General features: G+C 67.5%; 23 protein-coding genes, 1 tRNA gene and 1 other RNA gene. 19 read left to right on the top strand and 6 right to left on the bottom strand.

All coding sequences use genetic code 11. From position 1 onward, the window contains the following. Positions 1-173: 173 nt before the first annotated feature. Entirely contained in the window at positions 174-1,379 is a 1,206-nt protein-coding gene (locus tag ROP_RS32050) for an acyl-CoA dehydrogenase family protein (protein ID WP_015890154.1), read from the bottom strand. A gap of 28 nt (positions 1,380-1,407) precedes the next feature. Beyond that, the gene (locus ROP_RS32055) at positions 1,408-2,820 is read right to left on the bottom strand and encodes an acyl-CoA dehydrogenase family protein (RefSeq protein WP_015890155.1); all 1,413 of its coding nucleotides are present in this window, start codon (positions 2,818-2,820) and stop codon (positions 1,408-1,410) included. 129 nt (positions 2,821-2,949) lie between these two features. Between ROP_RS32055 and ROP_RS32060 the strand changes: the two genes are divergently transcribed. Continuing rightward, on the top strand, positions 2,950-4,179 hold the full coding sequence (locus ROP_RS32060) for a sensor histidine kinase (protein ID WP_015890156.1): 1,230 nt from the start codon (positions 2,950-2,952) through the stop codon (positions 4,177-4,179). Continuing rightward, positions 4,176-4,811, top strand: coding sequence for a response regulator transcription factor (locus ROP_RS32065; RefSeq protein ID WP_015890157.1), 636 nt, complete (start codon positions 4,176-4,178; stop codon positions 4,809-4,811). The genes ROP_RS32060 and ROP_RS32065 overlap by 4 nt, the downstream gene beginning before the upstream one ends. On the opposite strand, the gene ROP_RS32070 is transcribed toward ROP_RS32065, so the two are convergent. The 3 genes from ROP_RS32070 to ROP_RS32080 form a co-directional block, all read right to left on the bottom strand. Further along, positions 4,808-6,322, bottom strand: coding sequence for a multicopper oxidase family protein (locus ROP_RS32070; RefSeq protein WP_015890158.1), 1,515 nt, complete (start codon positions 6,320-6,322; stop codon positions 4,808-4,810). The genes ROP_RS32065 and ROP_RS32070 overlap by 4 nt on opposite strands. Before the next feature lie 152 nt (positions 6,323-6,474). Beyond that, complete coding sequence (hisN, locus tag ROP_RS32075; RefSeq protein WP_015890159.1) at positions 6,475-7,275, bottom strand: histidinol-phosphatase; 801 nt, start codon at positions 7,273-7,275, stop codon at positions 6,475-6,477. Between the two features lie 35 nt (positions 7,276-7,310). Next, on the bottom strand, positions 7,311-7,805 hold the full coding sequence (locus ROP_RS32080; RefSeq protein ID WP_015890160.1) for a beta-class carbonic anhydrase: 495 nt from the start codon (positions 7,803-7,805) through the stop codon (positions 7,311-7,313). A 166-nt stretch (positions 7,806-7,971) separates the two neighbouring features. Here ROP_RS32080 and prfB point away from each other — a divergent pair, with 166 nt between their 5' ends. The 16 genes from prfB to ROP_RS32155 all read left to right on the top strand — a co-directional run bounded on the left by prfB (position 7,972) and on the right by ROP_RS32155 (position 19,652). After that, positions 7,972-9,078 (top strand): peptide chain release factor 2, encoded by a 1,107-nt coding sequence (gene prfB, locus ROP_RS32085; protein ID WP_015890161.1) that lies wholly within the window; start codon positions 7,972-7,974, stop codon positions 9,076-9,078. Between the two features lie 5 nt (positions 9,079-9,083). Continuing rightward, complete coding sequence (locus tag ROP_RS32090; RefSeq protein WP_005240218.1) at positions 9,084-9,980, top strand: mechanosensitive ion channel family protein; 897 nt, start codon at positions 9,084-9,086, stop codon at positions 9,978-9,980. Next, a complete protein-coding gene (locus ROP_RS32095) occupies positions 9,977-10,438 on the top strand; it encodes a hypothetical protein (RefSeq protein ID WP_015890162.1) in 462 nt (153 codons plus the stop codon). Before ROP_RS32090 ends, ROP_RS32095 begins: the two co-directional genes overlap by 4 nt. A 55-nt stretch (positions 10,439-10,493) precedes the next feature. Further along, the gene (ftsE, locus tag ROP_RS32100; RefSeq protein WP_005240222.1) at positions 10,494-11,183 is read left to right on the top strand and encodes a cell division ATP-binding protein FtsE; all 690 of its coding nucleotides are present in this window, start codon (positions 10,494-10,496) and stop codon (positions 11,181-11,183) included. A gap of 67 nt (positions 11,184-11,250) precedes the next feature. After that, entirely contained in the window at positions 11,251-12,156 is a 906-nt protein-coding gene (gene ftsX / locus ROP_RS32105) for a permease-like cell division protein FtsX (RefSeq protein WP_015890163.1), read from the top strand. 76 nt (positions 12,157-12,232) lie between these two features. Then, entirely contained in the window at positions 12,233-12,706 is a 474-nt protein-coding gene (smpB, locus tag ROP_RS32110) for an SsrA-binding protein SmpB (protein ID WP_015890164.1), read from the top strand. 8 nt (positions 12,707-12,714) lie between these two features. Then, positions 12,715-13,569: a DMT family transporter gene (locus ROP_RS32115; protein WP_080512545.1), complete on the top strand. Its 855-nt coding sequence runs from the start codon at positions 12,715-12,717 to the stop codon at positions 13,567-13,569. A gap of 95 nt (positions 13,570-13,664) precedes the next feature. Further along, positions 13,665-14,036, top strand: a transfer-messenger RNA (tmRNA) gene (gene ssrA / locus ROP_RS40765). 97 nt (positions 14,037-14,133) lie between these two features. Further along, positions 14,134-14,502 (top strand): fluoride efflux transporter FluC, encoded by a 369-nt coding sequence (locus ROP_RS32120; RefSeq protein WP_015890166.1) that lies wholly within the window; start codon positions 14,134-14,136, stop codon positions 14,500-14,502. Beyond that, on the top strand, positions 14,499-14,843 hold the full coding sequence (gene crcB / locus ROP_RS32125) for a fluoride efflux transporter CrcB (protein ID WP_015890167.1): 345 nt from the start codon (positions 14,499-14,501) through the stop codon (positions 14,841-14,843). The genes ROP_RS32120 and crcB overlap by 4 nt, the downstream gene beginning before the upstream one ends. Before the next feature lie 72 nt (positions 14,844-14,915). Continuing rightward, entirely contained in the window at positions 14,916-16,547 is a 1,632-nt protein-coding gene (pgm, locus tag ROP_RS32130; RefSeq protein WP_015890168.1) for a phosphoglucomutase (alpha-D-glucose-1,6-bisphosphate-dependent), read from the top strand. 58 nt (positions 16,548-16,605) lie between these two features. Beyond that, entirely contained in the window at positions 16,606-17,832 is a 1,227-nt protein-coding gene (locus ROP_RS32135) for an MFS transporter (RefSeq protein WP_015890169.1), read from the top strand. A gap of 26 nt (positions 17,833-17,858) precedes the next feature. After that, a complete protein-coding gene (locus ROP_RS32140; protein WP_015890170.1) occupies positions 17,859-18,347 on the top strand; it encodes a MauE/DoxX family redox-associated membrane protein in 489 nt (162 codons plus the stop codon). 41 nt (positions 18,348-18,388) lie between these two features. Beyond that, on the top strand, positions 18,389-19,120 hold the full coding sequence (locus ROP_RS32145) for a DsbA family protein (protein ID WP_015890171.1): 732 nt from the start codon (positions 18,389-18,391) through the stop codon (positions 19,118-19,120). Between the two features lie 162 nt (positions 19,121-19,282). After that, positions 19,283-19,355, top strand: a tRNA-Ala gene (locus tag ROP_RS32150). Positions 19,356-19,442: 87 nt separating this feature from the next. Next, on the top strand, positions 19,443-19,652 hold the full coding sequence (locus ROP_RS32155; protein ID WP_011598322.1) for a hypothetical protein: 210 nt from the start codon (positions 19,443-19,445) through the stop codon (positions 19,650-19,652). Positions 19,653-19,914: 262 nt separating this feature from the next. Here the strand turns inward: ROP_RS32155 and ROP_RS32160 are convergent, their stop codons facing one another. Continuing rightward, positions 19,915-20,316 carry a PAS domain S-box protein gene (locus tag ROP_RS32160; protein ID WP_043825772.1) on the bottom strand — a complete coding sequence of 134 codons (402 nt, stop codon included), beginning with the start codon at positions 20,314-20,316 and terminating at the stop codon, positions 19,915-19,917. Between the two features lie 126 nt (positions 20,317-20,442). Between ROP_RS32160 and ROP_RS32165 the strand changes: the two genes are divergently transcribed. Next, entirely contained in the window at positions 20,443-20,928 is a 486-nt protein-coding gene (locus tag ROP_RS32165) for an acyltransferase (protein ID WP_015890173.1), read from the top strand. Positions 20,929-20,951 lie beyond the last annotated feature (23 nt).

Below are 20,951 nucleotides of genomic sequence, written 5' to 3' on the forward strand. Positions count from 1 at the left end.
CGGCTGCAGTGACGGGTGTCCCGTTCAGCGTAGAGGACGGGGAGGGTCCACCAGCGTGGTCCGGCGAAGCCGCACCGTCAGGGAAACGCGCGGCCGGATCCAGTACGAAGAAGCCCCCGCCGCAGGTGAGCGCGGCGGGGGCCACACCCCTCGAGTAAAGTGCCCTCGAACTGCTACTTCAGCTCGGCCGACGACTTCCCGAGCAGACGGCGGGCCACGATCAGCTGCTGGATCTGCTGTGTGCCCTCGAAGATGTCGAGGATCTTCGAGTCGCGTGCCCACTTCTCGAGCAGCGGGCGCTCCGAGTATCCCAATGTGCCTGCGAGTTCGACGGCCTTGAGGGAGATGGCGGTTCCGGTGCGGCCGGCCTTCGCCTTCGACATCGACGCCTCGAGTGAGTTGGGCTTCTTGTTGTCCGCCATCCACGTCGCCCGCAGAGCGAGCAGGTAGGCGGCCTCCCAGTCGGCCTCGAGTTGCAGGAACTCGGCGGCGGCCGCGTGCTGGTTGTACGCGGGGGTGTCGTACGAGATCTCCACACCGGCGTCGGAGAGGATGGCGCGCAGTTCCTCGAGCGCGGCGCGGCCCAGGCCGACCGCCATGCCGGCGACGATCGGACGGGTGTTGTCGAACGTCTGCATGACGCCGGCAAAGCCCTTCTCGACGTTGACTTCCGGCGTGCCGAGCAGGTTGTCCTTCGGGATCCGGCAGTCCTGCAGCAGCAGCACCGCCGTGTCCGACGCCTTGACGCCCAGCTTGTGCTCGAGGCGGGCGACGCTCAGGCCCGGGGCGTCGCGCGGGACGACGAACGACTTGATCGCGGCGCGGCCCTTGGTCTTGTCCACGGTGGCCCACACGACGATGTGGGTGGACCGCTCACCGGCGGTGACGAAGATCTTCTCACCGTTGAGGACGTATTCGTCGCCGTCGAGGACCGCGGTGGTGGTGACGGCGGCCGAGTCGGAACCGAAACCGGGTTCGGTGATGGCCATCGACGCCCACACCTTGCCGAACCGCTCGAGCTGCTCGTCGGTGGCGACCGCCGCGATGGCCGAGTTGCCGAGTCCCTGGTAGGGGATGGCGAGGGTGAGACCCACGTCGCCCCAGCAGGTTTCGATGACGTTCATCAGCGAGGACATGTTGCCGCCGTTGACGTTCCCGATGACCTTCGGTTCGTCGCCGCGTCCGAGGGCGGCGCCCGCCGCCCCCTTACCGGAGTCGTTGAGACCCTCCACCATGGCGGCCATGGTGTCGAGTTCCTTGGGATAGGCGTGCTCCGCGAGGTCGTACTTGCGGGAGATCGGCCGGAAGATTTCTGCCGCAACCTGGTGCGCCTGGTTCGCGGAGGCTTTGAGCTTCTTGGGAAGTTCGAGGTTGATCATGACTGTTCCTTAGTTCGAATCCGGCCGCTCAGATCAGGACGATGCCCTCGGCGACGCCGATGGCACGCAGATCGCGGTACCAGCGCTCCACGGGATGTTCCTTGGTGTAGCCGTGGCCTCCGAGCAGCTGGACGCCGTCGAGACCGATCTGCATGCCCTTCTCGGACGCCAGTTTTCGGGCGAGGGCCGATTCGCGGGCGAAGGAGAGTCCCTGCTCGGCGCGGGACGCGCCGCGCAACGTGACCAGGCGCAGGCCGTCGAGTTCGATGCCGATGTTCGCGACCATGAAGGCGACCGCCTGACGATTGCTGATCGGCTCACCGAATGCGACCCGCTCGTTGACGTAGGGGATCACGTAGTCGAGAACAGCTTGGCCGGTGCCGACCGCGAGCGACGCCCAGCCGAGGCGGGCCAGCCGGATGGCGTCGGCGTATTCGGCCTTCCGCGCGTCGGCCTCGGCGGCGCCGAGCAGACCCGACTCGGGCACGGCGACGTCGGTGAGGTTGAGCCGGCCGAGACCGGCGGCGCGCAGGCCCATGCTCGGGTCCGCCTCCACGACGAGTCCCTTGGTGTCGGCCTCGACGATGAAGAAGGACGGTTTTCCGTCGAGTTCGGCGGCCACGATGAACAGTTCCGACGAAGCGGCGGCGGGAACGAGGCTCTTGACGCCGTTGAGTTTGTATCCGCTGGGGGAGCGTACCGCCTTGGTCTGCAACGCAAACGGATCGAACAGTGCGCGGGGCTCGTTGACGACCACGGCTGCATTCGGAACCTGCTCGCCCGTGAACGAGGGCAGGTAGGTCTTCTGCTGGGAATCGGTGCCCCACTGGGTGAGGGCGACGGCGACGCCGCTCGGCGCCAGGATCGGCAGCGCGAGCCCCATGTCGCCGTGCGCGAGAGCCTCGGCGACGAGGGAATTGGTGACGGCGCCTCGCTCGCTGGCGGCCCCGTCGAGTTCCTCGGGAACGTTGATCAGGGTGATGCCGAGTTCGGCGGCGCGCTTCACCAGATCCGCCGGTGCGGCGGCGGCCGCGTCGGCGTCGTGCCCGGCGGGCCGCAGGATCTCGGCGGCGAACTCGCGCACGGTCTCGACGATCATCTGCTGCTCGTCGCTCGGGGTGAGGTCGAAGTAGCCGGCCTTGGCGGCCGGGTTGTCGGGGAGGCGTTTCGGCGCGCCGCCGCCGGACACCTTCTGGAATCCGCGGGTCGCGGCGCCGAGGGTCTTGAAGCCGGTCTTCGTGCCTTCGTAGGTCACCCGGTCGATCGTCTGGCGCAGGTTGTACTTCTCGGCCAGATCGGATCCGGTGATTTTGGTCAGCACGCGCATCGCGGCACCCATGGCGTCGCGCTTGACGGGATTCAGTCCGACGGCCGACGTGTCGCGGGGATTCCGCTTCGCCCGGCGGTTGGGGGCAACAGTGTCTTGCTTGCTCATGATCACCAGCTGTTTCTCGGTGTTCGGGCGTGGACACGATCGATCTTACTCAGCAGTAAGGTTGGTGTCTACTATTGAGTAAGTTCGGGTGGGTGCGACCTTCAGGGGAACGTCCGGCTCCTGCTCGGGGAGGAGGTGGCGGCGAATCCACTCACCTACGGTGAAGCGGTGATCGAGATCCCCGCGATTCGTCGGCTGCGTCCTCTCCTACGTCTCGCGCCCCTCCTGCTCGTGCCGTTGCTGCTATTGGCGAGCACGTTCCCCGGCGAGTACCGCGTACCCCCGAGCTACTGGCTGCTCGCGATGACGGCCGCAGTCGTGTTCGCCGCCGGGGGCCGGTGGCCGCTGGCGGTGTCGATCGTCACGTCCGTGCTCGCGGTTCCGATGTTCGCGGCGCACGCCTGGGGGCTCTCCGATTTGGTCCCCTACCTCGGCGCGGTCGCACTGGTCGACGTCGCGATGCGAGCCCGGCGGGCGCCGGCGATCCTCGCCGCCACGCTCTGCTGGACGGCGGCGGTGGTGGCAGGTCTCCGGTGGGACTCCTACGGCACGTTCTGGCGGGTTGCCACCGTCGTGTCCACCGTCGCGTACGTCGGACTGCCACTCCTGCTCGGTCTCTATCTCCGCGCGCAGCGGGACCTCGCCGCGACGTACCGCCAGCGCGCCGCCGAAGCCGAGTCGCGCCGGCTGGAGGACCGGTCCCGCGCCGTGGTCGCCGAGCGCAACGCGCTGGCCCGGGAACTTCACGATCTCGTCGCGCACCACATGGCGTCGATCGTCCTCCGGATCGGGGTGGCGCAGCACGTGCTGAGGGACGTGGACGGCCCGACGAGGTCGGTGCTCGAGGACGTGCACCGGACCGCATCCGATGCTCTCGCCGACATCCGGCGGCTGCTCGTCGCGTTGCGCGATCCTTCGATGGGCGACGTGGCGCTCGTGGAACCCGACGCGCTGCCGATCGAGATCGCCGCGGCGGTCGATCGCACGCGAGCAGCGGGCTTCCCGGTGGCGGCGGACATCGACCCCGGCATCGCCCGCCTCGACGCGATCGGCCGGCTGACTCTGCTGCGTGTGGTGCAGGAATCGCTGACGAATGCGATGCGGCACTCCACTCCAGGTGGTGCCGTGTCCGTGACACTCGAACCGAACGCCGGCGGAATCGCTCTGCGGGTGACCAGCACCGGCCACCGCGCCACCCCCGCGGATCACTCGGAGGGGCACGGCATCATCGGCATGGGCGAACGGGTGGAACTCGCGGGCGGCACCCTCGGAGTGACGGATACCGTGAACGGGTGGGTGGTCGATGCCTGGCTGCCCGGTCGTGTCGGCGACGACACCGGCACGAATGAGGTTGTGGGCCAGTGATACGGGTACTGATAGTCGACGACCAGCGGCTCGTCCGCGCCGGACTGCGGATGTTGTGTGAGGCGACGGACGACATCGAGGTGGTCGGCGAGGCGTCCAACGGACTGGACGCGGTCCGGCTGGTGGCCGAGTGCTCACCCGACGTGATCCTGATGGACCTGCGCATGCCGGGACTCGACGGGATCGCGGCGACCCGGCAGATCGCGAGCTCACACTCGGCGGTGAAGGTTCTGGTTCTCACCACGTTCGACGACGATGACCATTTCTATCCCGCACTGGCCGCGGGGGCAGCCGGATTCCTCGTCAAGGACACCGATCCCGCCGAACTCCTGAACGCGATTCGCCGGACGGCGGCCGGTGACACGATCTTCACCCCCGCGCTCCTTCGCCGCCTCGTCGACCGGGCGCTGGACACCGCACCTTCGGATGAGCGCTCCTCGACGTCGGTCGCACTGACCGGGCGGGAGAGAGAAGTGCTGACGCTGGTGGGGGAAGGGCTGGGCAATCAGGAGATCGCGGCCCGCCTCCACATCGGGGTCACGACGGTGAAGACGCACGTGGCGAACCTGATGGAGAAGACGGGCTGCGACAACCGGGTTCGACTGGCCGTGTTCGCCCACACCCGGCTCTAGCCGCCGTGGTGGTCGTCCGACGGCATCGCCATTGTCATCGGAGCCGGCCGCTGACCTGGCTCCAGGACGAGGAACTGCCCCATCATTCCGCGGTCCTCGTGGAGCAGAAGATGGCAGTGGAACATGTAGGGGTACGTCGCATCGGTGTAGTCGGTGAAACGCATCGCCAGCCGGATCTCGGTTCCGGGAGGCGTGTACACGGTGTCCTTCCAGCCGGCCAGCGCCGGGGGTGGTGGGGAGCCGTCGAGGTCGACGATCTGGAATTGCACGTCGTGGACATGGAAGTTGTGTGGCCAGTTGTCGACGTTGCGCACCGTCCACACCTCCGTGGTGCCGACGACGGGGGCGAAGTCGATGCGGTTCATGTCCATTCGCGCCCCGTTGATCATGAACCATCGCAGTTCGAAACTCCGCTCCGCGGCAGCGGTGGCCGGGTCGAGTCGCGGGACGGCCGCCAGCGTGGGCGGTATCGGCCGGGAGGGGAGAAGCTCGCGGTCCGGGCGCAATTCGAGGACGTCGAACGTATCCTCGAGGCCGTACCCGGCGGCGTCGCCGCGGTCGACGCCGCCCCGGCCCTCGATCGGATGCGAACGCAGCATCACGGCGCGGCCGTCACCCGCTGCGACGACGAGTTCGATCCGTTCTCCCGGACTGACCTGGATCCGTCGAAGGGGTACCGGTTCGCCGAGGAGGCCCCCGTCCGTCGCGATCAGGTGGAACTCGCGCTCGTCGGAGAAACCGAGGTTGTAGAGGCGGCCCGACGAGCCGTTGAGGACGCGCAATCTGATCAGACCGGTGCTGACGGGAAGGTGTGCGCCGGCGATTCCGTTCGTGACGATCGTGTCGCCGAGCAGGCCGACGTCCGTCGGGTCCGATTCGTCCAGTGCACCGGCCGCGGTGAACCGCCTGTCCTGGATGATCAGCGGAATATCGTCCAGCCCATACGTTTTCGGTAGATCGAGGGTGTCGGTCGTGCCGTCGTCGACGAGGAAGAGTCCGGCGAGGCCGCGGTAGACGTGCTTCTCGGTGGAGCCGTGCGGATGCGGGTGGTACCAGAGCGTGGCGGCCGGCTGGTTCACCGTCCACGACGGTTCCCACCGCGCGCCGGGCTCGATCGACTGGTGCGGTCCGCCGTCGCATCTGGCCGGGACGTGCATGCCGTGCCAGTGCACCGACGTCGGCTCGGGCAATTCGTTGTCGATGGCGAAGGCGACAACTTCACCTCGCCGGGCGCGAAGAGTCGGGCCGAGCATCGATTCGCCGTACCCCCAGGTGGGGGTCCCGCGACCGGGCAGGATCTCGGACGTGCCCGCTCGTGCAGTGAGCGTGAAGTGGCGGACCCCGGAATCGTCCACAGTGGACGCGGCCAACGGCGGAATCGGCAGTCGCCGGGCGAATTTCCCGCGGGCGGGGGCGGCGGATTCCGATCCTCCGGAGACGCAGGCGGCGGTCACCACGAACGGCGCGGCCGCCAATCCCATCAGAAAGGTACGTCTTGCAAGGGCTGTCACGATTCTCCTGGGTTCCGTCGCCGCGCGGATCGCGGCGGAATTGGCTCAGGAGAAATTCTTCGGGACCGACGCCGACGTTCCGTCCTCCTCGGGGCCGAGGATGGGTGAGCCGGACTCCTCCGTCGGAGTCTTGTCGGAACCCGTTGTCTGTGTTAGTCCCCGTGTCGGTTCGAGCGCAGGCGGGACAGCGCCTCGTCGTGGAGCAGCGTGTTGGTGGCCAGTGCGCTGCCCCCGTGCGGGCCGTCGGCGCCGGCGAGGTTGGTGAAGCGGCCGCCGGCCTCGCGCACCAGAACGTCGAGGGGAGCGAGGTCCCACAGCGACACCTCGGGCTCGGCGGCGATGTCGACGGCGCCCTCGGCGAGCAGGCAGTAGGAGAAGAAATCACCGAATCCGCGGACCCGCCACACGTCGTCGGTGAGGGAGAGGAACTGTTCGCGGATGCCGAGGTCCTTCCAACCCGACAGACTCGAGAACGTGAGACTGGCCGATCCCAGTCGGTCGACGGAGGAGACGGCGAGGCGTGCGGGCTCGGACCCGTCGAACGTCGACCAGGCGCCCCCGCCGGACGCGGCCCACCAGCGGCGCGCGAGTGCCGGGGCGCTGACGACGCCGACAGTGGGAACGCCGTCCTCGAGCAACGCGATCAGCGTGGCCCAGATGGGGACGCCGCGGACGAAGTTCTTGGTGCCGTCGATCGGGTCGACCACCCATTGACGTCCCGCGAACTGCGCGTCGCCGCCGAACTCCTCACCCAGGACGGCGTCGGCGGGCCGCTCGGCTTCCAGCGTCGCGCGCACTGCGCGTTCCACGGCCAGGTCGGCGTCGGTAACCGGTGTGAGGTCCGGCTTGTCGTCGACCGACAGGTCGAGCGCCCCGAATCGGGCCCTGGTGATCGCGTCCGCCTCGTCGGCGATTCGGAGGGCGAGCTGCAGGTCGGCGTGAAGGTCGGTCACGGTCGCACAGATTACTCGTACCGCGCCGGGGGGACTCAGTCGATCTTCACTTCGGCGAGCTTGCCGGTGGCGACGTCGAAGACGAACCCTCGGAGGGACGTGGTCGCCGTGATGAACGGGCTGGACTGGATGCGGCGCAGCGACTGCCGGACGTCCTCGTCGAGGTCGGAGAACGCCTCGGCCGACCAGGCCGGCTTGATACCGACCTCGTCCTGGATGGACTTCTTGAAGTCGTCGTCCGTGAATGTGAGCATCCCGCAGTCCGTGTGGTGGATGAGGATGATCTCGGTGGTGCCGAGCAGTCGCTGGCTGATCGCGAGAGACCGGATCTCGTCGTCGGTCACCACCCCGCCGGCATTGCGGATGACGTGCGATTCACCCTCCTGGATGCCGAGGATCCGGTAGACGTCCAGACGCGCGTCCATGCAGGCGAGGACCGCGACGTGCTTGCTCGGCGGGAGGGGAAGTGGCCCGGTGAATCCGGCGGCGTACTCCTCGTTGTTCTTCAGGTAGTGGTCGGTCACGGTCATCGTCGACTCCGTCCGGAATGGCGGCACAAACAAGTGCGTACCCGTGCATGCAACAAGGTGCATCCGGGGTCCGCAAGGGTTTGACTCGACGCGATCGGAAGGGGTGACTTCGGCTGGGAAGCAGGGGTGAGAGGGCCCGGGCGCGCACCCGGTAACCTTGGGAACCGTGCATCCCGACGTATCCGCAGACCTCAGCGAGCTCGACACCACCCTCCGTACCGTCGAATCGGTGCTGGACGTGGAGGAGTTGCGCCGCCGCATCGACGAGCTCGAACATCAGGCCGCCGATCCGGAGCTGTGGAACGACCAGGAGCACGCCCAGCAGGTCACCAGCCAGCTCTCGCATTCCCAGGCCGAACTGCGCCGCGTCGAGGAACTGCGAACGCGGCTCGACGACATGCCGGTGCTGTACGAACTCGCCGAGGACGAGGGCGCGGAGGCCATCGCGGACGCCGACGCCGAGCGGCACAGCCTGCGCGAGGACATCGCCGCGATGGAAGTCAAGACGATGCTCTCCGGCGAATACGACGAGCGTGACGCGCTGGTCAACATCCGCTCCGGCGCCGGTGGCGTCGACGCCGCCGACTGGGCCGAGATGCTGATGCGCATGTACATCCGCTGGGCGGAGAAGCACGGCTACGGCGTCGAGGTCTACGACACGTCCTACGCGGAAGAGGCCGGCATCAAGAGCGCGACGTTCGCGGTCAAGGCGCCGTACAGCTACGGAACCCTGTCCGTCGAGATGGGAACGCACCGGCTGGTCCGGATCAGCCCGTTCGACAACCAGGGCCGCCGCCAGACGTCGTTCGCCGAGGTCGAGGTGCTGCCCGTGGTCGAGACCACCGACCACATCGACGTCAACGAGAACGACGTCCGCGTCGACGTGTACCGCTCCTCGGGCCCTGGTGGGCAGTCCGTCAACACCACCGACTCCGCGGTCCGGTTGACACACATCCCGACCGGCATCGTCGTGACCTGTCAGAACGAGAAGTCGCAGCTGCAGAACAAGGTGTCGGCGATGCGGGTCCTGCAGGCCAAGCTGCTCGAGGTCAAGCGCAAGGAGGAGCGCGCCGAGATGGACGCGCTCAAGGGCGACGGCGGCAGTTCCTGGGGCAACCAGATGCGGTCGTACGTGCTGCACCCGTACCAGATGGTCAAGGATCTGCGCACCGAGTACGAGGTCAACAACCCGTCGTCGGTGCTCGACGGTGACATCGACGGATTCCTCGAATCGGGCATCCGGTGGCGGATGCGCGAGAATCAGGCGTCCTAATACCTATGGAAGCGACGGCGGCGATGTTCGCTCCCACCCAGAACCTGCTCGACTGGCTCTCGTCGACGGGGCTCGCGGTGTCGCTCACCGTGCTCGGAGCCATCCTGATGGCGCGATTCGTCAATTGGGGCGGCAGCAAGGTCACCGACCGGATCGACAGCAACTACATGCAGGGCGACGCCCTCGTGCGCTCCGAGGCGACCAAGCACCGGCATTCGGTGGCGCAGGTGATCACGTGGGTGATCATCACCATCATCTACGTGATCGCGACGATGAAGGTGCTCGACCAGCTGAGCCTGCCGATCGGCAGCCTGGTGGCCCCGGCCACCGTGCTCGGTGCGGCGCTCGGTTTCGGCGCGCAGCGCGTCGTGCAGGACATTCTCGCCGGCTTCTTCATCATCACCGAGCGCCAGTACGGGTTCGGTGACACGGTGCAACTCGCGGTGACGGGTTCGTCGGAGGACGCCGAGGGAGTGATCGAGGACGTCACGCTCCGGGTCACCCGGATGCGGAATTCCGACGGTGAGGTCATCACCGTGCCCAACGGCCAGATCGTGAAGGCGATCAACCTGTCCAAGGACTGGGCGCGTGCCGTGATCGACGTTCCCGTCCCGGCCACCTCGGACATCAACCGCGTCAACGAGGTGCTCCACCAGGTCGGTGTCGAGGCCTTCGCTGATCGCGGACTGAAGAAACTACTGCTCGACGAGCCGACGGTGATGGGAGTGGAGAGTCTGACGGTCGACGAGGTCAGCGTCCGCGTCGTGGCGCGGACCCTGCCGGGTAAGCAGTTCCAGGTCGGTCGCGCACTGCGCGTGCGCATCGCCACCGCGATGAGACGGCAGGGGATCACAGTCGAACCGGACCTCCAGACGGTCCGGGCAGCGGAGGGCGAGGGATGACCGACGAACCCCGGCGCGGGCTGGACCGGATTCTGAACTCCTCGTTCCTTCCCGCCAAGATCCTCGGCGGCCGGGTGCGGACGTCGACGCTGGTGCTGTGCATCCTGTGGGTGGTGCTGTACACGCTGTACACGTACCTCAATCCCGCGGAAGAGGTGGTCCAGGGGCCGGTCGCTCCGGCTGTCGTTCCCACCCGGGAGGCGCCGCTCCAGGAGACCACCCTGCCGACGTCGGAGGTCGAGACGACGATCGAGTCGACGACGGAGACGGCCACGACCACCGAGACGACATCCGAGCCGACGCCGGAGCAGACCGCGCCCACCGGGACCAGTCAGGTGACGTCGACGCCGACCCTGCCGTTCGGGATTCCCAATCCGTTCCCGCCACCCCCGCCGACCACGCCGCCGACCACGTCTTCCGTCCCGACGACGTCGGCGACACCGCAGACCGGGCGGTGACGCCCGCGCGTCGCTCCATTTGGTCACTGTTCGATAACGTCTAGACTGGCTCCTCGTGATCAGCGTCGAGAATGTGTCGAAGTCGTACAAGACCTCCACGAGGCCCGCCCTGGACAAGGTGAGCGTCGAGGTGGACAAGGGCGAGTTCGTCTTCCTGATCGGCCCGTCGGGCTCGGGAAAGTCGACGTTCATGCGGCTGCTCCTGAAGGAGGAGTCGCCGACGTCGGGTGACATTCACATCGCGGATTTCCACGTCAACAAGCTGTCCGCCCGCCGGGTGCCGAAGCTGCGGCAGAGCATGGGCGTCGTCTTCCAGGACTTCCGGCTCCTGCAGAAGAAGACCGTGTCCGAGAACGTCGCGTTCGCGCTCGAGGTGATCGGGAAACCGCGCGCGATGATCTCCCGGACCGTCCCCGAAGTACTCGAGATGGTCGGGCTGTCCGGGAAGGCCGACCGGCTCCCCACCGAACTGTCCGGTGGTGAGCAGCAGCGCGTCGCCATCGCGCGGGCGTTCGTGAACCGGCCGCTGGTGCTGCTGTGCGACGAGCCCACCGGAAACCTCGACCCGGAGACCAGCCAGGACATCATGCTGCTGCTCGAACGGATCAACCGCACCGGAACAACGGTGGTGATGGCGACCCACGACCACCACATCGTCGATTCGATGCGCCGTCGCGTGGTGGAACTGGACCTCGGCAGAGTGGTGCGCGACGAGGCTCGGGGTGTGTACGGCGTGGGGCGTTAGCCGCCCTGCCTGCACTCCAAGCTTCAGTACTGTCCCCAAGTCTCCTACGAAGGACTCTGATTCCCCGATGCGTGCCAGTTTCATTTTCAGTGAGGTCCTGACCGGACTCCGCCGCAACGTCACCATGACCATTGCGATGATCCTCACCACCGCGATCTCCCTCGGCCTGTTCGGGAGCGGTTTGCTGGTGGTGCAGATGGCCGGCAAGACCCAGCAGATCTTCCTGGACCGCGTCGAGGTGCAGATTTTCCTCACCGACGACATCTCCACGTCGGACCCGGGCTGCGAGGGGGAGATCTGCAAGTCGCTGCGCACGGAACTGGAGGAGACGCCGTCGGTGGTGTCGGTGGAGTACCTCAACCGGGACGACGCGGTGAAGGACGCGACGGAGCGGGTGTTCAAGGATCAGCCCGAACTCGCCGCGCTCGTCAGCCCCGACAGCTTCCCCGCCTCGTTCAAGGTCAAGCTCAGCGACCCCGAGCGGTTCGGCGTCATCAACGAGAATTTCGGCACCCGGCCGGGCGTCGAGAGCGTGCTCAACCAGCGCGAACTGGTGGAACGGCTCTTCAGTGTCCTCAACGGGGTGCGCAACGCTGCGTTCGCGATTGCGATCGTGCAGGCCGTGGCCGCAATTCTGCTGATCGCGAACATGGTTCAGATCGCGGCCTTCACCCGGCGCACCGAGGTCGGCATCATGCGGTTGGTCGGCGCCACCCGCTGGTACACGCAGTTGCCGTTCCTGCTCGAGGCGGTGGTCGCCGCGCTGGTCGGCGCCGTCTTGGCCATCGTCGGCCTGTTCACCGCGAAGAACATGTTCATCGACGACGTGCTGTCGGACGTGTACGAGGCCAACATCGTGGCCCGGATCTCCAACAGCGACGTGCTGTTCGTGTCGCCGGTGCTGGTGCTGGTGGGCGTCGGAATGGCGGCGGTCACCGCGTACGTGACCCTGCGCCTGTACGTCCGCGAATAATTACGTTTGCCCCTTCTCCTATGCTGGAGGGTACGAACTGTTCACCTCGGACATCGCGGACTGAAAGGCCCGGAACGTGAAGGAAAAGGGCCGCAAGGTCATTGCGACCAATCGCAAGGCGCGTCACAACTACACCATTCTCGACGTCTACGAGGCGGGGATCGCCCTCGTCGGGACCGAGGTGAAGAGTCTGCGCGAGGGCAAGGCGTCGCTGGTCGACGCGTTCGCCACCGTCGACGACGGGGAGGTGTGGCTGCGCTCCCTGCACATCCCCGAGTACACGCAGGGCACGTGGACCAACCACTCGCCGCGCCGCACCCGGAAGTTGCTACTGCACAAGCGGGAGATCGAGCACCTCGTCGGCAAGACCCGCGAGGGAAACCAGACTCTGGTTCCCCTGTCGATGTACTTCTCCGACGGCAAGGTCAAGGTGGAACTCGCGCTCGCCAAGGGCAAGCAGGACTACGACAAGCGCCAGGACCTGGCCAGGCGGACCGCCGAGCGTGAGGTGACCCGCGAACTCGGACGCCGAGTCAAGGGCATGCGCTGACGTCCATCCTGCTCGCGCTCGTGGCCGCAATCGGTTACGGCGTAAGCGATTTCGTCGGGGGCGTCGCGTCCCGGCGGGTCGCGGCGCTGCGCGTCGTCATCGTGTCGTATCCGCTGTCGCTGCTGATCGTGCTGCTGATCGCCCCGTTCGCCGGGGGCACCCTCACCTCGTCCTCGCTCGTGTGGGGGGCGGTGGCGGGAGTGGCAGGCGGCGTGGCGGTCTGGTGGTTCTATCTCGCGCTGGCGTCGGGACCGATGTCGGTGGTGTCGCCGCTGACGGCCGTGCTGGTCGCCGGTATTCCGGTGTTGATCGGGCTCGCGTTCGGCGAGCGGCCCGGGCCCGTCGCGTACATCGGGATCGTGGTCGCCCTGGTCGCCGTCGTCCTCGTCAGCCGGGAATCGCCTGACGAGACCGCGGGCGAGGTGGCCGGCGGCCGGGTGCTGCGCTTCACCCGCACCGTGGCGCTGCTGACCGTCGGATCCGGCATCGCGTTCGCGCTGTCCTTCGTCTCGCTGCACCAGATCGGCGAGGAGGGCGGAATGTGGGCCCTCGCGGTGTCCCGCGCCGCGGCGACCGCCGTGGTGTGGCTCGTCGCCCTGGCGGCCGGCCACTTCGTGCCCCCGCACGGCGAGCCGCTCAAACTGGCCGTGTACGTGAGTGTCCTCGACGTTCTGGCGAACGCGGCCATGATGTACGCGTTCCAGGGTGGGCTGCTGTCGCTCGTCAGCGTGATCGGGTCGCTGTACCCCGCGGCCACCGTGCTGCTGGCGATGGTGATGCTCGGTGAACGGGTGAGCAGAATGCAGCAGGCGGGGATGCTCCTCGCCCTCGCGGCCGTCGGAATGATCGCCGTGGCCAGCTGAAATGCGCCCGCCGACACTCCGGGCGAAAACCGGGATGAATCCGGGCGAGGTTCGCGTTACACTAGGTGGCCCCGCGAGACTCGTGGGGCACGTACGGGGCTGAACGGTTTCGACTGCGTACGTTGAGGTAGGGGAAGCGTGTCGGTGCAGGCAAGAGACCACCGTAAGCGTCGCTGCAAACATATAAGCGCCGATTCCAATCAGCGCGACTACGCACTCGCTGCCTAAGTAGCGACTGCGTGTCTGTCAGTCCGGGTTCGCCCTCGGTCCGGGTACTGGCATCAGCTAGAGGGCTTTACCGTTCGACTCGGTCGCGGAGTCGAATGGGACAACCAACAGCGACTGGGATCGTCATCCTGGCTTGTTTGCGAGACTGGGAGATCCAAGTAGAGACATAGCAAACTGCACACGGAGAAGCCCTAGCTTTGCTGCGGAGGACCCGGGTTCAATTCCCGGCAGCTCCACGAAGTCCGGGCCGGACACCACCAGGTGTTCCGGCCCGGATTTTTTTGTGCGCACCGGAGTTCGACCATCCCGGCGGGCCGCCGTGACACGATGTGAGCCGTGTCCCTGACGAAACCGGTGGCCGTGGTCGCGCTGGGTGGTGCGCTCGGCGCGTGCGCGAGGTTTCTCCTGTCCGAGCTGTGGCCGGGGATCTGGACCGTCCTCGTGATCAACGTGATCGGGTCGCTGCTGCTCGGCTGCCTCGCCGAGACGATGGGACCGGACCGGTTGTGGCGGCTGTTCCTGGGAGTCGGGGTCCTCGGCGGTTTCACCACGTTCTCGACGTTCGCCGTCGACGCGGTCCGGGAGGACGCGGTGACCGCGGCCCTCTACGTAGTGGCCACCCTGGTTCCCGCCCTGCTCGCGGCGCGGCTGGGGATGCTCGTCGGTCACCGCTACCGGTTGGCGCGGCAGGCGGCGGCGGCATGACCGTCCTCCTCGTCGCGGCCGGCGGCGCGCTCGGTGCGACGACGCGGTACCTCACCGGCCGCTACGTCGACTCGTACCGCAGTTTCCCGGTGGCCACCTTCCTCGTGAACGTCGCCGGGTGCCTGATCCTCGGACTGCTGTCGGGGGCGTCGATGTCCGCGCAGACGTTCGCGTTGCTGGGCACGGGCTTCTGCGGCGGACTGACCACGTACTCGACGTTCGCGGTGGAATCGGTGGGACTGCTGCGGATCCGGCTGGCGCTCACGTCCGTCGTCTACACGGTCGCGAGTGTGGCGGCCGGTCTGGCCGTCGCCTGGCTGGGGTTCCGATTGACGTCTTGAGGGCAGACCCCGGCGCGAGGGTGCAGGATGGGTTGGAGCCGAGTTCGATCCGAAACGTTTGCAGGAGGTCTCGTGGCGCACGACAGGGCGGGTCAGGTGGCACTGCCGGAGGATCTCGTAGACATCGCGCACCTGGTGACCGCGTATTACAGCGGTGTGCCCGACCCCGAGAACCCGTTGCAGCAGGTGCTGTTCGGGACTTCCGGCCACCGGGGGTCGAGCCTGGACACCGCGTTCAACGAGGCGCACATCCTCGCCACCACCCAGGCCATCGTGGAGTACCGGGCGTCGCAGGGCGTCGACGGACCTCTGTTTCTCGGGCGCGACACCCACGCCCTCTCCGAGCCGGCGTGGACGTCGGCGCTCGAGGTGCTGGCCGCGAACGACGTGACGGTGCTGATCGATTCGCGGGACCGGTACACGCCGACGCCCGCGGTCAGTCACGCGATTCTCCGCTACAACCGCAGTGGCCCGGAGTCCCGGGCCGACGGCATCGTCGTGACGCCGTCGCACAACCCGCCCCGCGACGGTGGCTTCAAATACAACCCGCCGCACGGCGGCCCCGCCGGTTCGGAGGCGACGACGATCATCGCCGACCGGGCGAACGAGCTGCTCCGCCGGGACCTCTCGGGTGTGCGGCGAATCTCGGCCGCCCGGGCGATGGCACGGGCCGAACGATACGACTTCCTCCGCTTCTACATCGACGACCTGCCGAGCGTTCTCGATCTCGACGCCATCCGGAGCGCCGGAGTGCGGATCGGCGCCGACCCGCTGGGCGGAGCGAGCGTCGACTACTGGGGTGCGATCGCCGATATCCACCGGCTCGACCTCGAGGTCGTCAACCCGCTCGTCGACGCCACGTGGCGGTTCATGACCCTCGACACCGACGGCAAGATCCGCATGGACTGCTCGTCGCCGGACGCCATGGCCTCGCTGATCGGAGCCCGGGACCGGTTCGACATCTCCACCGGGAACGACGCCGACGCGGACCGGCACGGAATCGTCACTCCCGATGGGGGACTGATGAATCCCAACCACTACCTCGCGGTCGCCATCGACTACCTGTTCTCGCACCGCACAGGATGGGGCTCGACGGTGCAGGTGGGCAAGACGCTGGTGAGTTCGTCGATGATCGACCGGGTGGTCGGAAGTCTCGGCCGTGAACTGCTCGAGGTCCCGGTGGGTTTCAAGTGGTTCGTCCCGGGACTGCTCGAGGGCTCGCTCGGTTTCGGCGGCGAGGAGAGCGCGGGTGCGTCGTTCCTGCGCCACGACGGCGGGGTGTGGACCACGGACAAGGACGGGATCATCCTGGCCCTGCTGGCCTCGGAGATGACGGCGGTGACGGGAAAGACACCGTCGGTCCGGTACCGGGAACTGACGGAGCAGTTCGGCAGTCCCGCGTACGCCCGCATCGACGCCCCCGCGACCCGGGAGCAGAAGGCGGTGCTGGCGAAACTGTCACCGGAACAGGTGTCGGCCACCGAACTGGCCGGCGAGCCGATCACCGCGACGCTGACGAGCGCCCCGGGTAACGGGGCAGCGCTCGGAGGGCTCAAGGTCACCACGGACTCGGCGTGGTTCGCGGCGCGGCCGTCGGGCACCGAGGACGTGTACAAGATCTACGCCGAGTCCTTCAAGGGTCCGGATCATCTCGCGCAGGTGCAGGCGGCGGCCAAGGAACTGGTGGCCGACGTCTTGAAATAGGTGTTCGGCGGGGTAGGTGCCGTCGCCGAAGCGGGGGCACCTACCATCGGATTCAACTATGAACATTCGCGCAGCCGGGCTGCCCGCCGGGCGCAGCCCGCGGCTCCCTTCGGAAATCTGGGTGCTGGTCTCGGCCAGCTTCGTCATCGCACTCGGATTCGGGATCGTCGCACCCGCCCTCCCACAGTTCGCCCGCAGCTTCGACGTGAGCGTGACCGCGGCCACCGTCGTGATCTCGTCGTTCGCGTTCATGCGCCTGATCTTCGCCCCGGTCAGCGGCCGGCTCGTGCAGAAGCTGGGGGAGCGGCCCGTCTACATCACCGGGCTCCTGATCGTCGCGGCCTCGACCGCCGCCTGCGCGGTCGCGGGGGACTACTGGCAGTTGCTCGTCTTCCGTGCACTCGGCGGCATCGGCTCGACGATGTTCACAGTGTCGGCGATGGGCCTGGTGATCCGCATCGCACCGGTGGACAGTCGCGGCCGCGTGTCCGGGCTCTACGCGACCAGCTTCCTGATGGGATCGATCTCCGGACCCCTCGTCGGCGGGTTGCTCGTCGGATTCGGGCTCCGGGTTCCGTTCGTCATCTACGCGATCGCCCTCGTCGTCGCGGCCGCCGTCGTGTTCGTGAGCCTGCGGGGTTCGCACCTGACAGCTCCCGACGCCACCGCCGCCGGTGCCACCATGACGCTGCGGGACGCACTGGGGGAGCCCGTCTACCGGGCCGCGCTCGGCTCCAACTTCGCGTTCGGCGGTGTGATCTTCGGCGTGCGGGTGGCGATGGTGCCGCTGTTCGTCGTCGAGGCGCTGCACCGTGACGCCGCACTCGCCGGTATCGCCCTCACCGTGTTCGCCGTCGGGAATGCGCTCGTCCTCATCGTGTCCGGGCGGCTGTCGGACGTGTACGGCCGGAAGCTGTTCGTCCTGCTCGGACTGCTGGTGTGCGGCGCCAGCACCGTCGGGATGGGACTCAGCGAGAACCTGCTGGTGTTCCTGGTGCTGTCCGGCATCGCGGGCATCGGTTCCGGAGTGATGAGCCCCGCGCAGCAGGCCGCCGTCGCCGACGTCGTGGGCGCGAAGTCCCGCGGCGGCCCCGTGCTGGCCGCGTTCCAGATGGTCGCGGACGTCGGCGGGGTCCTCGGCCCGGTCGGCGCGGGCCTGCTCGCCCAGCACCTGTCGTACGCGGTCGCATTCGGGGTCACCGGCGGGGTCATGCTCCTCGCCGCGGTCGGCTGGCTCCTGGTCCCGAACAAGCCGGCGCCCAAGGTGTCGGTCGAGGCGGTCTGACCGGCGTCTTCGGTACCCTCGTCCGGGTGTGGATCAAGGTCGTCTCCCTGCTCGCCCGGCTGTCACTCGCCGCCGTCTGGCTGGTCTCCGGCGCACTGAAAGTCGCCGACCCCGCCCAGACGATCATCGCGGTCCGTGCGTACCAGCTACTGCCCGAAGACCTCGTCCGGCCGGTTGCGAACACGCTGCCGTTCTTCGAGATCGCGCTCGGTCTGCTCCTGCTGATCGGGCTCGCCGTCCGCGCCACGGCCTCGGTGTCCGCCGTGCTTCTGCTCGTCCTCATCGGCGTGATCGTCTCGGTGTGGTCCCGCGGGCTGTCCATCGACTGCGGATGCTTCGGCGGCGGCGGTGCCGCCGACGTGAACGGCTGGGATTACGCCCGCGAAATCCTCCGGGATGTGGGCTTCCTCGCACTGGCCGTGTGGCTGATCGTGTTCCCGCGTTCCCCGTTCGCGCTGGGGCTCCGCTCCCGCACCACTTTCTCAGTGACCCCTCAGCAGACGGTGGCAGAGTAAGCATCCGGTAAATCGATCCGACGTCGAAGGACTGCATCCACGTGAGCTCGAAGAACAAGTACAACCCGCAGCCGGAATCCAGCCGGTCCACCTACATTCTCGGTGGGCTCGCCGTACTGGTCATCGCCGTACTGGTCATCGGCGGTGTGATCTGGCAGAGCAACCGCAGCAAGCCGCGCAACGACGGTTACGGCGGGGTCCAGAACTCCGAGGTCCAGGTGGCGCTGCAGGCTGACGGTGTCGTGCTCCTCGGCAAGCCGGACGCGGCGACCACGGTCGACCTGTTCGAAGATCCCATGTGCCCGTACTGCGCCGAACTCGAGAACAAGAACGGTCAGGAACTCGCGCAATCCATCGACGACGGCAAGGTGGCCGTCCGGTACCACGTCCTGAACTTCCTCGACCGGCTCTCGGCCAGCGGCGACTACTCCACCCGCGCTGTCGCTGCGTCCGAGTGCGTCGCCGAAACCGGTGACGCCGTGGCGTATTCGGCATTCCATGCGGCGTTGTTCTCGCCGGCGAACCAGCCGAAGGAGAACGGCAGCTCCGATCACACCAACGAGGAACTCGCGCAGATCGCCCGCGACGCCGGAGCGTCCGACGCGGCCGCCCAGTGCATCACCACCGGGGCGAGCGTCGAACAGGCCCGTGCGCACGCCGAGGCGGGCCGTCAGGCCCTCGCCGCGAGCGGTGCCACCGGCACGCCCGCCGTGGTCAAGGACGGCACCGTGATCGACGCGCTGTCCAACGAGAACTGGGTGTCGCAGCTGTAGGCGGCTCCGCCGCCCGTGCGCCTTTTTGGTAGCTGGAACAACCAGAAAGGCGCACGGGCGCGAAGCGCCTCTGACCAGGCGATTTGTTGGCCCGGTCGGCAATGGTGTAACTTTCTTCGAGCACGGAGGAAGTCATTCCGAGTGCGGAGAACAACCGAATACGGGGCTATGGCGCAGCTGGTAGCGCACCACACTGGCAGTGTGGGGGTCAGGGGTTCGAGTCCCCTTAGCTCCACTTCAGAGGGAAGCCTCTCATCCGCAGACGATGCGGGTGGGAGGCTTTCCTCGTTCATCCCTCTTGTCCCGGTGGGACACTGGCGTCATGACATTCACTGTGACGCATCGCTCATTCGATCAATTGGCGGAGTTCGCGGTCACCGACTTCGGTGACGACGACAGCTACAGCATCCACGAGTCCGGGGCGCTCGTCATCGTCCGCGCCGCCCGGGAGCTGATCTACGCGCCCGGGAGCTGGTTCCTGGTGGAGCGGGAGGACGGCCAGGAGGACGGTTCGCCCGGCAACTACATGTGACGGTTCGGCCCGGGTTCGATTCACACATACGTTCGACTACCGGGTAGATTCGACGTGTGGCTTCCCGAACCGAGACCGCGCCGGGGTGCTGCCCCAACGGGCACCCGCTGGCCGCCAATACGTGCCTGGTGGGGTGGGAGGTCTGCGGGTGCGCGACGTCGAATAACGGTGGGCACCGCACGCATTTCTGCCGGCGGTGCGGCGCCACGGTCCGGACTCCGCCGTGTAGCGGCGCTACCGACGATGCCCGGTGAGTGGACGGTTACCGGATCGGCTGCCTCGCGGCCGTCGGGTTGCCCCAGATCATGTCGGACTCGTCCTGGAGCACGAGGGCGACCAGCCTCTCGGTGCCTGCGGTGAACGTGGACGCCGCGACGAGCACCCAGATCCAGTGGCCCTCCCGGTGTCGGATGCGCAGATGCGCTGTCGCGCTGGGGCTTTCCTGGCTCAGGACTCGGGCAAGCATGGTGCCCCACAGTGCGGCGTCGTCGGGGTGGAACAGTTGCTCGTGGTCGAGGTTCGCAAATTCGTCGGCGCCGTAGCCGATCAGGGCCGCGCAGGCGGGGTTGCTGAACACGACATTGCGTTCGCGGTCGTGAACGCTGATCGCGTGGGGGATGGACTCCATCAGCGCAGCGAATCCGTCGCTATCAAGTTGTCTCAAGGTTCCCCCTCGTGCTTCAGCAATGGCGCCCACATAGTACGCCGCGCCTCGCGTATTCGTGCGTGGATTCAGCTAACAAATGGCAACCTCCGCCGCGAACGTGCTCCGCGGAGATAGGGTGACGGGATGCGGTTCGTCACCATCGTCCAGGCCTCCGCGTTCGTCCCGGTGTGGCTGCGGGTGCTGCTCCTGATGGCCGCGGGAGCGAAAGTGTGGGGCGCCGGCATCTACTCGGGCTGCTATTTCGGCAGCAAGGACGTCACGATGGGGCTGGGGACGTTCGTCAATCGCGGCGTCCTGTTCGACGGCACCGCGCCCATCACGCTCGGCAGGCAGGTCGCCGTCGGACACCGCGTCCAGTTCGTCACGAGCACCCACGAGATCGGTCCGAGTTCCGGCCGGGGTGGGCGAGTCGTCGACCGCCCGATCGTGGTCGGCGACGGGTGCTGGATCGGCGCGGGCGCGATCATCCTTCCCGGAGTGACGGTGGGGGAAGGGTGCGTCGTGGGGGCCGGCTCCGTGGTCACCCGTGACTGCGAGCCGAACGGCCTCTACGCGGGGGCGCCCGCGCGCCGGGTCCGCGACCTCGACGCCGTGCCGTCCGTCGGCTGAGTGCGGACCTGTCGGCGGCCGGG

The sequence above is a fragment of the Rhodococcus opacus B4 genome, from assembly GCF_000010805.1.
GTDB classification, from domain to species: domain Bacteria; phylum Actinomycetota; class Actinomycetes; order Mycobacteriales; family Mycobacteriaceae; genus Rhodococcus_F; species Rhodococcus_F opacus_C.

Bases quoted from the DNA above. Each gene is read 5' to 3' on its own strand.
- ROP_RS32050 (WP_015890154.1), bottom strand. From the start codon at position 1,379: ATGATCAACCTCGAACTTCCCAAGAAGCTCAAAGCCTCCGCGAACCAG.
- ROP_RS32080 (WP_015890160.1), bottom strand. From the start codon at position 7,805: ATGACCGTGACCGACCACTACCTGAAGAACAACGAGGAGTACGCCGCC.
- ROP_RS32090 (WP_005240218.1), top strand. From the start codon at position 9,084: ATGGAAGCGACGGCGGCGATGTTCGCTCCCACCCAGAACCTGCTCGAC.
- ROP_RS32095 (WP_015890162.1), top strand. From the start codon at position 9,977: ATGACCGACGAACCCCGGCGCGGGCTGGACCGGATTCTGAACTCCTCG.
- ftsX (WP_015890163.1), top strand. From the start codon at position 11,251: ATGCGTGCCAGTTTCATTTTCAGTGAGGTCCTGACCGGACTCCGCCGC.
- crcB (WP_015890167.1), top strand. From the start codon at position 14,499: ATGACCGTCCTCCTCGTCGCGGCCGGCGGCGCGCTCGGTGCGACGACG.
- ROP_RS32135 (WP_015890169.1), top strand. From the start codon at position 16,606: ATGAACATTCGCGCAGCCGGGCTGCCCGCCGGGCGCAGCCCGCGGCTC.
- ROP_RS32155 (WP_011598322.1), top strand. From the start codon at position 19,443: ATGACATTCACTGTGACGCATCGCTCATTCGATCAATTGGCGGAGTTC.
- ROP_RS32165 (WP_015890173.1), top strand. From the start codon at position 20,443: ATGCGGTTCGTCACCATCGTCCAGGCCTCCGCGTTCGTCCCGGTGTGG.